Consider the following 13365-nt stretch of genomic DNA (forward strand, 5'->3'; position numbering starts at 1 on the left):
CCATGACGAACACCACAATCCCCGTCCATCTCGATATCAACGGCCAGCCGCATACGCTGGACCTCGAACCGCGCGTCACGCTGCTCGACGCCTTGCGCGACCGCCTCGGCCTGACAGGCACCAAGAAGGGCTGCGACCACGGCCAGTGCGGCGCCTGCACCGTGCATGTCGACGGCGAGCGCGTGCTGGCTTGCCTGACGCTCGCGGCACAGGCCGAAGGCCGCACCGTCACCACCATAGAGGGGCTTGCACGGGAGGGCGCACTGCATCCCGTGCAGGCTGCCTTCCTCGATCAGGACGCCTTCCAGTGCGGCTATTGCACATCGGGCCAGATCATGTCGGCGGTCGCCTGCATCCGCGAGGGCCATGCCGGCTCCGATGACGAGATCCGCGAATACATGGCCGGCAATCTCTGCCGCTGCGGCGCTTATCCGCACATCGTCGCCGCCGTGCGCCAAGCAGCGCTGGAGGCCGCGTCATGAGGGATTTTTCCTATCTTCGCGCCAACTCCGTCGACGCCGCACGCCAGGCGGCCGCCCTGCCCGGCGCCATGCTGCTGGCCGGCGGCACGACGCTGATCGACCTCGCCAAATGCGGCGTCGCCGAGCCCGACAGCTTGGTCGACATCACCCATCTCAAGGGGCTGGACACCATCGAGATCGACGAGCGCGGCGCCGTCATCGGCGCGCTCGCCAGGATGAGCCATGTCGCCGACCATGCCGGCATCAAGGGCGGCTTTCCCGCTGTCTCGGAGGCGCTGTGGCAGGCGGCTTCGGCGCAACTCCGCAACATGGCGACCGTCGGCGGCAATCTGATGCAGCGCACACGCTGCCCCTATTTCCGCGATCCCTCGAATTTTGGCGCCTGCAACAAGCGCGAGCCCGGCAGCGGCTGTTCGGCGATCGGCGGCGTCACCAGGGGCCATGCGGTGCTCGGCACCAGCGAAGCCTGCATCGCCACCTATCCCGGCGACCTCGCCACTGCGCTGGTCGCCTTCGATGCGGTGGTCCATCTCGGCGAACGCCGGGTCTTGGTCGACGACTTTTTCCTGCTGCCCGGCACCACGCCTCAGAAGGAACACGCGATCGAACCGGGCGAGATGATCACTGCCATCGAAGTCCCCGGATCCGCCGCCGCCCGCCGCTCGACCTACGTGAAGGTCCGCGACCGGCAGTCTTATGAGTTCGCCGCCGCCAGTGCCGCCGTCGGCCTCGAACTCGAGGCCGACGGGCGCACCGTCCGCGACCTGCGCGTCGCGCTCGGCGGCGTTGCCACGAAGCCCTGGCGGGCGCGCGCCGTGGAAGAGGCGCTGAAAGGCAAGGTGCTGGAGCCTAAGGCTGTCCGCGCGGCCAGCCTGCTCGCCGTCGAGGGCGCCGTCGACCATGGCGCCAACCACTACAAGATCGAGCTCGCGCCGCGCGTCGTGGCCAGAGCGATCCTCAAACTGGGAGAAGCGGCATGACCGTTCACATCGCAAGACATGGCGACGCCTCCGACGGCGTGCTGGCACAAGCCGTCGGAGGCCGGCTGTCGCGCGTCGACGGCCCGGCCAAGATCACCGGTGCGGCCAAATACGCTGTCGAACAGCAGCTCGAAGACCTGGCCTACGCCGTGCTGGTCGACAGCACGATCGCGTCCGGCAAGGTGCGCGCCATCGATACGGCGCAGGCTGAGGCGGCGCCCGGCGTGCTGCAAGTGCTGACGCCGGACACCATCATGGCCCTGAAAACCGCGTCGGACTGGTTCGGCACGCCCCCGCCCGACAAGCCTTATTGCCCGCTGGCGCGCGACATCAGCTTTTCGGGCCAGCATGTCGCCGCCGTGGTCGCCGAAACCTTCGAACAGGCGGTTGCGGCAGCGGCCCTCGTCAAGGTCGACTATGACGAGACGCCGGCCATCGTCGACCTCAACGATGCCAAAGCCGGCGACGGCATTCCGATCGAGGCCATGACCAAGGAATGGGGCGACGCGCAGGCTGCCTTTGCGTCCGCCCCGGTCCGGATCTGCGCCGCCTACAACACGCCGCGCGAATACCAGGCGCCGATGGAGCCGCACGGCCTGATCGCCCGCTGGGAGGGCGACCGGCTCACTGTTTGGGAGCCGAGCCAGTGGCTCGACGGCATGGCGCGCACCTATGCCGAATGGTTCGGTGTGCCGTTCGAGAATGTGCGGCTGGTCTCGCCCTATATTGGCGGCGGGTTCGGCTCCAAGGCGCTGGCGCTCGGCCACGGCGCGGTTGCCGCGAGTGCAGCCAAAATGCTCGGCCGGCCGGTGCGCCTGGTGATGACGCGCCCGCAGACCTTCACCGGCTATGGCGGCCGCGCCGCGACGCGCCAGACGGTGGCGCTCGGCGCGGATGCGGAAGGAAAAATCCAGTCGATCTTGCATCGCGGCGTCAATGAAACGTCGATCGATGGCATGTGGGTGGAGCCGTTGGCCTCGGTTACCTCGATCATGTACGCGACGCCGAACTTTTCGTCCCGGCAGAACGTCGTGCGGGTGAATTCCGTGGTGCCGGGCGCCATGCGCGCGCCGGGCGAGAACCCTTCGGCCTTCGGCATCGAAAGCGCCATCGACGAGCTCGCCTATGAGGTTGGCATCGACCCGCTGGAGATCCGGCTGCGGAACTATGCCGAGCAGGACCCGGAAGTGAAAAAAGCCTGGTCCACCAGGCAGTTGCGCGAGGCTTTTGCCACGGGCGCCGAGCGCTTCGGCTGGGCCAGGCGCTCACCGGAGCCGCGTTCGATGCGCGACGGCAACCAGCTGATCGGCTGGGGCGTAGCCGCCGGTACCTATCCGGTGCGGCGCGCCTATGGCGAGGCGATCGTGCGCATCCTGGCCGACGGCTCGGTGGAGGTCGAAAGCTCTTCGATCGACATGGGCCAGGGCACCTACACCATCCTGGCGCAGACGGCGGCCGAGACGGTGGGCGTGCCGGCCGACGACGTCGTGGTGAAGCTGGGCGATTCCCGCTTCCCCCGCGCCGGCGTCGCCGGCGGCTCGCGCCTGGCCGGCGTCATGACGGGCGCCGTCTACAAGGCCGCGACCTCGGCGCTCGACCAGTTGGTCGGGTTGGCGATCAGCGACCCGCGCTCGCCCTTCCATGCGCTGCAGGCCAACACGCTGGTCGTCGCCAATGGCCGCATCACCGCACCGCGTGGCGACGGCCCCGATGTGTCGATCGCCGAGCTCCTCAAAAGCGTCGGCCGCGATCGCATCGAGGCGACAGGCGATACCATGCCGGCCAATTCGAGTGCCGAGGACCGCTACAGGAACTACACCACCATCGCCATGGCGCTGCCGCACACCGAAGGCGACTATTCCCGTCACTCCTGGTGCGCGCATTTCATCGAGGTCCGCGTCGACGAGGATTTCGGCACGGTGCGCGTCTCGCGCGTCGTGTCGGCGCTGGATTCGGGACGGCTCTACAATCCGAAGCTGGCGGAAAGCCAGTGGAAGGGCGGCATCATCATGGGCATCGGCCAGGCGTTGCTGGAAGAAGGCATCATCGACCGCCGCCACGGCCGCATCGTCAACAACAACCTCGCCGACTATCTGGTGCCGACCAATGCCGACATTCCCGACATCGAGGTGATCTCGGTCGGCATCCCCGACCCGCACTCCTCGGTGCTCGGCGGCAAGGGCGTCGGCGAACTGCCCATCGTCGGCGTGGCGCCGGCGATCGCCAACGCGGTGTTCCACGCGACGGGGAAAAGGGTGCGCGATTTGCCGATCACGCTGGAGAAGCTGATCTGAGCGGTGGAAGCGAGTAATCTCCCCCTTGAGGGGGAGATGGCCGGCAGGCCAGAGGGGGGCGGCCAGGCGCGATCCTGGCAAGCGCTTCGCGCCGGAGCCGCTCTGGAAGCGGTGAGCCGATCTCGCGCTGCGGACTACGCCATCAGCCTCAATGCGCTGCCAGGGGCGTGCCTATGTCCGAGACGAGCTTGACGAGGTCGGCTTGGCGTCTCGTCCCGGTTTTGGCGAAGATACGATTGAGGTGTGTCTTCAAGGTGTTTTCGCCGATGCCGAGCGACAAAGCGCTCTTCGACGCCGACAATCCGCTGCCGATCCGCAGCAGGACCCGCGCCTCAGCGGGCGTAAGGTCGAACAGCGTGGTCAGGACGGCCTCTGGCAGAGGAGAAGCCGACGTGGTGGTCGATATAAAAACAGCCGCGCATGCCGGCCGGAAAGCCGCGCGCGCGGTTCCTTCGGTCAGCGGCAGCACATAGGCGACGGCGGGCGGCTGGCCCGGGGCCGAGACCGGCAGTCCTATGCCCCGGGCGCCAAGCGAAGCATCCGCGTTCGCGGCGCTGGCGATCGCTTCCAGCAGGGCGCGGGCGACCGCCGGATTCTGCGCCTGGAGCAGGCCGTTCCTGGAAAGAATGGGGCCTTGTGCCGACAACATCCGTTCGGCAGCGCCATTGGCATGGAGGATTGCCCCGTTGGCGCCGGCAAGCACGACAGGCACTGCGAGATTGTCGAGCGCCTGGCGGTAAAGGCTGGCGGTAACGCGAGCCTGGTCGAGCAGGTCTCCGATCAGGGAAGCACGGCGCAGATGCGGCGAGAGCAACGCCAGGAAATGTTGGTCTTCGGCTGATATGATCCCCCTGTCGGCCCATGTGGTGCAACCCATGAGCCCGATCCGGTCCGACGTGTGGACGAATTTGGTGATGCAGGCTTCGCGCAGTCCCTGCGGTTTGGCCCAGTTCTGAAAAAATGCCGTCTGCCCGAGTTCGGCTTCGCTCATCAGCGACAGCGTCGCGACGGGCGTGTCGACATCTCCGACAACCGCCGTCTTCAGACCGGGAATTGCGTCAAAGTCATAATCCTGGAGCACGCGCATTTGCACGGGATCCCAGGGCGATTGAGCGGCGAAGCGGCCATGATTGTCGGCGGTGCTGGCGAGCGCGATGGTTGTATAGGCTGCGTCCATGGCGGTCGTGATCCGGGTCATGACGCCGGCCCAGCCTTCCGGGTTCAAAACGCAATCGTAAATATCGCCGATAATGGAACCAAGAACTTCGCTGCTCAGCCTCTCCACCACGCCTCCAGACACACTGCGATCTCGCCTCGGAGAATTTTGTGGCGTCATACTTTTGGATGACGCCACTCCTGGCCGATCTCAATTAAGATTCAACTCGATTGCTTGATGCCAGCCGCCACTGTTGCCGGTTATTCTGCCGATGAAAAGTATGGCCACCGGTATTTTTTAAGCGCGGATACTTTATCGAGGTTTTCCATTGTCGCGAAAGACGGTGTTTTCATCGGCTCAGTTGCCACCGCATCTTGACGAACGCGAGCGATTTTCCCTGTGGCAGGACATTCACGTCGCGGAAATATGGTCGGTGGAATACGGCATATCGGAAAACCTGCCCTTCGAGGCCTCAATCGAAGCCACGGCTGTCGGTTCACTGGTTCTCGGTCAGATGTTCGGAACGATCAAGCAGGCGACAAGGAAGGCGAGCAACATCGCCGAGGACGACAATGATGGCTATTTGCTGCTGATCAACAACGCCGACACCCTGTTGTCCGGCGCACAGGTCGGCCGCGAATATGCTGTCGGTCGGGGAGAAGCCGTCCTCGTCACGGCTTCGGAAGCGCTGAAAATGACCGGTGCCGACAGCAATATCTGGACCAATGTGGTCGTCCCCCGCGCGGTCCTCATGCGCGCCTTCCCGCAGATCGACGACAGGCTGGGGTTGAAGATCGGCGCCGACAACGAAGCCCTCGATCTTCTCAAGCGCTATTGCCAGCTTCTTGAAAGCGGCAGCCCGCTCGCCTCGGCCGATCTCATAGCCCATGCGACGGACACGATCGTGGACCTGATCGGCCTGGTGACCGGGGCGAAAGGTCGGGCTGCCGAATTGGCGGGCCTTCGCGGCCTGCGCGCCGCCAGGCTGGAGGCGATCCTGGCAACGATCGCCGAGGATTTCGCCGATCCTGGCATCTCCGCCCAAGGTGTCGCGCAACAGCTCGCCCTGTCGGCGCGCTACGTCCACGATCTCCTTCAGGGGACGGGAGTGAGCTTCTCCGAGCGCGTTCTCGAGCTGCGGTTGCAGAGCGCCCACAGGATGCTCTCGCAGAGACACAGCGACATGCGGATCAGCGATATCGCAATGACAAGCGGGTTCAGCGATGTATCGTACTTCAATCGCTGCTTTCGTCGCCGTTTCGGCTACACGCCGACGAGCGCCAGATAAGGTTGCGGCATTTTCTCTGGCCGGCCCTGGCGCGGAGTCCGATTCTCTCTTTGAGCGGCCGGTGGGGCAGCGCCTGCGCGGTCGTGGCGCAGAACTGCCACAGTGCGCGCAAAAGGCACGGCTTTTCGCTCCAGTCCAATTCCAGTGCGGCCCTGCCCAAGACAAGCCGGGGCTCCAATGACATGTCAGCCTCAGGGTGAAACGACTGTCATGTCAGGGGTTTGGATGCCGCAGAATGGTTTTGGTGGCCGCAAGGCTAACGCGTGGAAATATCTGGCGCTGACGTCGACGGCGCTGGTCGGGCTCGGCCAGCCGATCGCCGCGACGGCGGCCGATGTCTGGACCGGCACCACCTCCACGGATTGGTTTACCGCCGGAAACTGGAACGCTGGGTCAGTGCCGACGGCGGCCGATATTGTATATATCAGCAATTCGACACCGAATCCGACTGTTATCAACGCTGGCACCGCTTTTGCGGACGATATTTACCTTGGCTTTGTAGCTTCTTCGGACGGCAGTCTTGTCATTTCGAGCGGCACGTTGACGACCAACCGAGCATTCTTATCCTGGGGGGATAACTCGACTTCTGATGTCACCGTAACAGGTGCGGGTTCCTCGTGGACCAGCAGCAGTCTGGTGGTTGGTGGTTTCGGGCTGGCTACGCTCGATATCCTCAATGGCGGTGTCGTGACGGATGCTGTGGGTATTATTGCGGGCGGCAGCAACGCTCAAGGCGTCGTAAAGATCGATGGCGCCGGCTCGACTTGGCTTAACACTGATAGCCTCACAGTCGGCAGTTCCGGCGTTGGCGCGGTAACGGTTTCCAACGGCGGTAAGGTCATCAGCGACAGCGCCTATCTTGGCCGATATTCAGATTCGATCGGCTCGGCGACGATCGATGATGCCACCTGGACAAACAATGGAACGCTCTATGTCGGCCATGATGGCGACGGCGCGTTGATAATCACCAACGGCGGTGTGGTTAGCAATGCTGATGCCATGGTGGGCTACAGCACCGATTCAGCCGGTAAGGTGATGGTCGATGGCATCGGCTCAACCTGGCTCAACAGTGGGAACTTGTCCGTCGGCGTCGCCGGGACAGGTACGTTGATGGTCTCGAACAGCGGAAAGGTCAGCAATACTTCAGGTTATATTGGCGCCTCCGCGGGTTCGACCGGCAAGGTGTTCGTCGACAACTCGACCTGGACAAACAGCGGATCGCTGAGTGTCGGCGATTTCGGCACCGGCACTCTGGCGATCAGCCATGGCGGCGGCGTCAGCTCCAGCGGGGGGACTATTGGCGCGAATGCCGGCTCGACCGGCAGCGTGTTCATCGAAAATGCCGGCTCGACCTGGACCAACAGTTCCGACCTGGCTGTCGGCGATTTCGGCACCGGCACCCTAGCGATCAGCAACGGCGGCGCTGTCAGCAATGACAAGGCCTATGTTGGCAAGTCGGCGGGCTCGACCGGCATCGTGATAGTCGTCGACTCAACCTGGACAAACAGCGGGTCGCTGATCGTCGGTGATTCCGGCAAGGGCGCTCTGCAGATCACGCAAGGCGGCGCTGTCAGCAACAGTTGGGCAACTGTTGGCGCGAACGCGGGCTCGACCGGCATGGTATTCGTCGACGGTGCCGGCTCGACCTGGAGCAACAGTTCCAACCTGGGTGTCGGCGATCTCGGCACCGGCACTTTATCGATCACCAACGGCGGTGTTGTCAGCAATGACTGGGGCTATATCAGCAACACGGCGGGCTCGACCGGCACGGTGGCTGTCGACGGTACGGGATCGAAGTGGACGAACAACGGCAATCTCTACGTCGGCCGTGCCAGCAAGGGTGCGCTCCTAGTCTCGAACGGCGGCAAGGTCAGCAATGACTCGGGCTACCTTGGCTACGACGCCGGCTCGATCGGTACTGCGGAGATCGACAGCGCGGGTTCCTGGACGAACAATGGAAAGCTCATTGTTGGCTCCGGCGGCACCGGCACGCTGACGATTTCGAACGGCGGCATTGTCAGCAACACCAACGGCTTCGTCGCGCTCGAAATCGGTTCGGCCGGCGAGGTCTCGGTCGATGGGCAGGGTTCGACCTGGATGAATTCCGGCGACCTGTCCGTCGGCTTCAAGGGCGCCGGTGCGCTCCACATCACCAACAAAGGTCAAGTGCTCAACCAGGCGGCGACCCTTGGCGAATTCGATACCGCTACGGCGACCGCTACCGTTGACGGAGCGGGATCTTCCTGGAGCACCGACGACATTCTTGCCGTCGGCGGCAACGGTCACGCCACGCTTTCCATCTCCAACGGCGGCTCAGCAGATGCTGATTCCGTTTTTATCGGCCGTTCAGCAACAGCCTCCGGCTCAGTTGCCGTCGACGGGGGCTCGAAATTAACCAACAAGAATGGGCTGCTCCTTGGCGGCCTCGGAAGTGGCACTCTTGCCGTCACCAATGGCGGCATCGCCTCCGGCGGCCTCACCGCCATGGCGATTGGTGCCAATGCCACGGGCCAGGCAACGGTCGACGGCCCGACTTCGCTGTGGGAGATGCACGGCGATTTGGCGATCGGTTTCGGCGGCACGGCTTCGGTGACGCTCTCGAACGGCGGCACCGCATTGGTGGATTTCGCCACCGTGATCGCCAGCCAGGCCGGCTCCGCCGGCACGCTTAACATCGGTGGCGCGGCAGGCGCCGCGGCGACGACTGCCGGTGTCCTCGATTCGGCCGCGTTGCAATTCGGCCTCGGCACCGGCGCGCTCAATTTCAACCATACCGATGCAAACTATGCGTTCAATGCTAGCATCAACGGACTGGGCACAATCAACCAGATCGCCGGCGCGACGAACCTCACCGCCGATTCGAGCGGCTTCACCGGTGCCACCAATGTGGATGGCGGGCGGCTGGCCGTAAATGGTTCGCTGGCCAATTCGCTGGTGACGATCTTCGGTGGCACGCTGGGCGGCAACGGCACGGTGGGCGGTGTCATGGCGCGGTCGGGCGGCATCATCGCACCCGGTAATTCGATCGGTGCGCTCCACGTCGCCGGCAATCTCGACCAGGCGGCGGCCTCGATCTACCAGGTCGAGCTGACCTCGACCGGCCAGTCCGATCTCATCCACGCGACGGGCACGGCGACGATCGCCGCCGGTGCGGTCCTCGACGTGATCAAGACCGACGCAGCACCTTACGTGGCGGGCACCCATTACACCGTGCTGCAGGCAGACATGGGCGTCACCGGCACCTACACGCTCAGCGGCCTAGGCCCGTTCACCGGCCTTTTCGCGAGTTACGACCCGACGCATGTCTATCTCGACGCGACGCAGGCAAAATCCTTCGCCGAGGTCGGCCTGACGCCAAACCAGATCGCCACCGGCGGTGGTGCCGAAAGTCTTGGCAGCGGCAATCCGCTGTTCGATGCCATATTTGCTTTGCCGAGCGAAGCAGCCGCCCAGGACGCCTTCGACCAGCTTTCCGGCGAAATCCATGCCTCGGCCAAGGGCATGCTGCTTGAAGACAGCCGCTTCGTCCGCGACGCGGCCAGCAATCGCATTGCTGCTGCCTTTGGCGATGGCGGCGCGGCGGCGCTGCCGGTCATGGCCTATGGCGAAGGTGGACCGGAAATGGTGGCGGCCGATACCGACCGCTTCGCCGTCTGGGGCCAGGTGTTCGGTTCGTGGAGCAACACCGACAGCGACGGCAATGCCGCCGCCTTCGACCGCTCGACCGGCGGCCTGCTGGCCGGCGCCGACACTTTGGTCGGCGGCTGGCGTGTCGGCCTCATCGGCGGCTACGGCCATTCCTCCTTCGATGCCGACGACCGCGATTCATCGGGCAAGCGCGACAGCTATCATCTCGGTCTCTATGGCGGCACCAACTGGGGCGCCATCGCCTTCCGCAGCGGAGCGGCTTATAGCTGGAGCAGCATCTCGACCAGACGCTCGGTTGCTTTCAACGGCTTTGCCGATCAACTATCAGCCGACTACGATGCCGGCACCGCGCAAGTGTTCGGCGAACTCGCTTACAAGGCTGATGCCGGCCGCTTCAAGTTCGAACCCTTCGCCAACCTCGCCTATGTCAGCGTGCACAGCGACGGCTTCACCGAAACGGGTGGTGCCGCGGCGGCGACCAGCGCCAGCACAAACAACGACGCCACCTTCACCACGCTGGGCCTTCGCGGTGCGACCGACTTCGCGCTTGGCGGCATCGATGCCACCGCTCGCGGCATGCTCGGCTGGCGTCACGCCTTCGGCGATGTCACGCCGACCTCGGTCTTCGCCTTCGCCGGCGGCGATCAATTCACCATCGCCGGCGTGCCGATCGCCAGGGATGCCGCGGTGATCGAGGCCGGCCTCGATCTCAACATGTCGGCCAATGCGACGCTCGGCTTGTCCTATACCGGCCAGTTCGGCAGTGGCACGGTCGACCAGGGCGCGAAGGTCGATCTGGGCGTGAAGTTCTGAACGACGGTGGCGAAACCGGGTTTGCAGCACGAACCTGCACGTTGATCCGCCCTACTCCGGCGACGGCACCGGCGGCTTCGAGGTCAGCGCGGTCCCGGCGGCCGCGACGATGACGGCGGCGATGCCGGCCAGTTGCGGCGCGGTCAGGCTCTCATGCAGGAACAGGAAGCCGGCCAGCGCGCCCAATCCTGGCTCCAGACAGGTCAGCGTGCCGTAGATGCGGGCCGGCATCCGGGTCAGCGCCACCATCTCCAGAAAGAACGGCAGCGCGCTCGAGAACAGGCCGACGAGCAAGGCACTGACCAGGATCGACGGCGCGAGAAGGCCAGCTCCCGCCTGCGCCACGCCGAAAGGAAGCACCAGCACGGCGGCGATCGCCATGCCGTAGGCGGTGGTGCGGGTGCCGAGCTCCTCGCCCGCCTTCTGCGCCAGCACGATGTAGAGCGCCCAGAAACCGCCGGCCGCCAGCGCCAGCATCACCCCAGTCGGATCGAGCGGCTGGAACGAACGGATGAAGGGCGACAACAGCACGATGCCGGCGACCGCCAACGCGATCCAGGCAAAGTCGCCGGCGCGCCGCGAGGTCAGCGTCGCCACCAGCAGCGGTCCCGAAAACTCCAGCGCCACCGCAACGCCGAGCGGAATCGTGGCGAGCGCGGCGTAGAACAGGAGGTTGAGCGCGCACAGCGTTACCCCATAAGCGACCAGCCACGGCATGGTGGCGCGCGAAGGCCGCATCTGCCAGGGCCGCAGCACGGCGATCAGCATCAGCGCGCCGACGACCAGCCTCAGCGTCGTCGTGCCCTGCGCGCCGATCACCGGAAACAGGCTCTTGGCGAAAGTAGCGCCGATCTGGATCGACACCATGGCCCCCAACAGCGCCATCACGGGCAAAGGCGCCGCTTCACGACCGACAACCGGCGTCGATGTCACTTGATCCCGTCCTCCGTGCGCCATCAGGCAAACGCTGCGTCATGGGAGATAGGGCGAACCGGCCCGTCCGTCGTGAGGCAGGACCGGCATCTCGATGGGGCAAGAAAGGGCCGGACGAGCCGGCCGCCCTCAGACGCGGCCGTTGCGCGCGTTCGGCAGTCTCATGATCGACGTCAGGACCAGCAGCGCGGCACCGCCCAGAAATGCCATCGCCGCCAGCGACAAGGCAATGCCGACATGGACGATGGCGAAGGCCAGCGCAAAGGGTGCAACGGCGGAAACGAGCAGCCGGGCCGATGTGACGCGCCCTGCAGCCGGCCATAGTCCACACTGCCGAACAATGTCAGCGGCAGGGCGCCGATGACGATGCTGAAAAGCCCGTTGCCCATGCCGAACACGACGGCGAAAACCATCGCGCCTGCGACGGAAGGCGCCGTGCAGTTCAGCACGACGACCCCGCTCGTCATCAGGCCGGCCGAGATGATGGCCAGCGTCAATGGCGGCAGGTTGATACCGAAGATCATGTTGATGAAGCGGCTCAACACCTGTGAGGGCCCGAACAGCGTTCCGACGACGGCAGCGGTCGCCCCGAGGCCAAGTCCGGAAAGCAGCGGCACCATATGCACCAGGACAGCGGCGCCAAGCAGGTTCTGCAGCGAGAAGGCGATGACCATCAACGCGAAGCCGAGCGGCCGCGCCGAGGCCGGAAGCGATCCCTGGACATGCCGTGGCGGCTCGGTCGCCGAGCGCCTGCTCTTGGCCAGGCCGTGCGAGAGCCAGGCGTGCAGCGGCAGGCAGACGAGCAGGTTCAGCCCCGCGAAGACGAGATAGACGGTTCGCCATGACATCTGCGCGTGCAGGGCCGAGGTGATCGGCCAGAACACGGTCGATGCGAAGCCGGCGATGAGGGTGAGATAGGTGATGCTGCGTTGCGCTGCACGCGGCCTTATCTGCACAAGCAGCGCGAAAGCGGCGCCGCACTGGACCAGGTTCGATGCCACTTCCAGCACGATCAGCGCCGCCACGAAGGCCCCGGCCGCCGGCGCGTAGGCACAGGCGGCGAGCGCAGCCGCGGCAAGGATCGAGCCGACGGTCATGATCTTGCCGGCGCCGAAGCGGTCGATCCAGTTTCCGAGCCAGGGCGCCGTCAGCCCGCCAACCAGCAGAGCCGCCGAGAGCGCGCCGAAAATCCATTCGGTCGGCCAGCCCAGATCCCTGGCCATATCGGCGGCGAGAATGCTGAAACTGTAGTACAGCGTGCCGTAGCCGATGATCTGGGTGACGCCGAGGGCGGCAATGGCGGCCAGCGGCGAGCGCTCCGGGACTTCGAGATCGGAAAGGCTTCGATCACGTGATACCACGGTCATGGTTCACTACCTCGCCATCTTCCTTGGTGAAGCGGACCACCGGATGGTCGAGCAGATCGAGCACGAGCTCGGACGGACGGCACAGCCGCGTCCCCTTGGGCGTCTCGACGATCGGCCGGTTGATCAGGATCGGATGCCTCAGCATGGCGTCGATCAGCTGTTCATCGGTCCATTTGGCGTCACTCAGGCCGAGTTCGGCATAGGGCGTACCCTTTTCGCGCAGCAGGGCGCGCGCGGGAATTCCCATGGCGGCGACCAGCTGGCGCAAGCGGTCCCGGCTGGGCGGATGATTCAGATACTCGATGACGTCAGGCTTCTCGCCGCTCGCCTGGATCATGGCAAGCGTGTTGCGCGAGGTGCCGCAGTCGGGATTGTGGTAGATAGTAACGGTCATGGCTTGGCCT

General features: G+C 65.0%; 8 protein-coding genes and 1 pseudogene. 5 read left to right on the plus strand and 4 right to left on the minus strand.

The window, feature by feature from the left end:
• Positions 1-2: 2 nt before the first annotated feature.
• Genes ACIU1A_RS15965 through ACIU1A_RS15975 form a run of 3 tightly spaced genes read left to right on the plus strand, consistent with a single transcriptional unit; the run spans position 3 to position 3756 of the window.
• Positions 3-482: a (2Fe-2S)-binding protein gene (locus ACIU1A_RS15965; RefSeq protein ID WP_140500117.1), complete on the plus strand. Its 480-nt coding sequence runs from the start codon at positions 3-5 to the stop codon at positions 480-482.
• The gene (locus ACIU1A_RS15970; protein WP_140879035.1) at positions 479-1462 is read left to right on the plus strand and encodes a xanthine dehydrogenase family protein subunit M; all 984 of its coding nucleotides are present in this window, start codon (positions 479-481) and stop codon (positions 1460-1462) included. The genes ACIU1A_RS15965 and ACIU1A_RS15970 overlap by 4 nt, the downstream gene beginning before the upstream one ends.
• A complete protein-coding gene (locus ACIU1A_RS15975; protein WP_404927717.1) occupies positions 1459-3756 on the plus strand; it encodes a xanthine dehydrogenase family protein molybdopterin-binding subunit in 2298 nt (765 codons plus the stop codon). The genes ACIU1A_RS15970 and ACIU1A_RS15975 overlap by 4 nt, the downstream gene beginning before the upstream one ends.
• Positions 3757-3904: 148 nt before the next feature.
• Here ACIU1A_RS15975 and ACIU1A_RS15980 read toward each other — a convergent pair whose 3' ends face one another.
• Positions 3905-5041: a helix-turn-helix transcriptional regulator gene (locus ACIU1A_RS15980; protein ID WP_404927718.1), complete on the minus strand. Its 1137-nt coding sequence runs from the start codon at positions 5039-5041 to the stop codon at positions 3905-3907.
• 454 nt (positions 5042-5495) lie between these two features.
• On the opposite strand from ACIU1A_RS15980, the gene ACIU1A_RS15985 reads away from it, so the two are divergent.
• Positions 5496-6200, plus strand: coding sequence for a helix-turn-helix transcriptional regulator (locus ACIU1A_RS15985; RefSeq protein WP_404927719.1), 705 nt, complete (start codon positions 5496-5498; stop codon positions 6198-6200).
• Between the two features lie 210 nt (positions 6201-6410).
• Positions 6411-10661: an autotransporter domain-containing protein gene (locus ACIU1A_RS15990; RefSeq protein WP_404927720.1), complete on the plus strand. Its 4251-nt coding sequence runs from the start codon at positions 6411-6413 to the stop codon at positions 10659-10661.
• A gap of 51 nt (positions 10662-10712) precedes the next feature.
• Here the strand turns inward: ACIU1A_RS15990 and ACIU1A_RS15995 are convergent, their stop codons facing one another.
• The 3 genes and pseudogenes from ACIU1A_RS15995 to arsC all read right to left on the minus strand — a co-directional run bounded on the left by ACIU1A_RS15995 (position 10713) and on the right by arsC (position 13355).
• On the minus strand, positions 10713-11594 hold the full coding sequence (locus ACIU1A_RS15995; RefSeq protein ID WP_404927721.1) for an EamA family transporter: 882 nt from the start codon (positions 11592-11594) through the stop codon (positions 10713-10715).
• Between the two features lie 129 nt (positions 11595-11723).
• A pseudogene (arsK, locus tag ACIU1A_RS16000) lies at positions 11724-12961 on the minus strand (arsenite efflux MFS transporter ArsK).
• A complete protein-coding gene (gene arsC, locus ACIU1A_RS16005; RefSeq protein ID WP_404927722.1) occupies positions 12942-13355 on the minus strand; it encodes an arsenate reductase (glutaredoxin) in 414 nt (137 codons plus the stop codon). The pseudogene arsK and the gene arsC overlap by 20 nt, the downstream one beginning before the upstream one ends.
• Positions 13356-13365 lie beyond the last annotated feature (10 nt).

The organism is Mesorhizobium maamorense, assembly GCF_044998965.1.
GTDB lineage: Bacteria > Pseudomonadota > Alphaproteobacteria > Rhizobiales > Rhizobiaceae > Mesorhizobium.

Excerpts from the sequence above, each read along its gene's own strand:
- ACIU1A_RS15965 (WP_140500117.1), top strand. The coding sequence starts at position 3 with ATGACGAACACCACAATCCCCGTCCATCTCGATATCAACGGCCAGCCG.
- ACIU1A_RS15970 (WP_140879035.1), top strand. The coding sequence starts at position 479 with ATGAGGGATTTTTCCTATCTTCGCGCCAACTCCGTCGACGCCGCACGC.
- ACIU1A_RS15975 (WP_404927717.1), top strand. The coding sequence starts at position 1,459 with ATGACCGTTCACATCGCAAGACATGGCGACGCCTCCGACGGCGTGCTG.
- ACIU1A_RS15990 (WP_404927720.1), top strand. The coding sequence starts at position 6,411 with ATGTCAGGGGTTTGGATGCCGCAGAATGGTTTTGGTGGCCGCAAGGCT.
- arsC (WP_404927722.1), bottom strand. The coding sequence starts at position 13,355 with ATGACCGTTACTATCTACCACAATCCCGACTGCGGCACCTCGCGCAAC.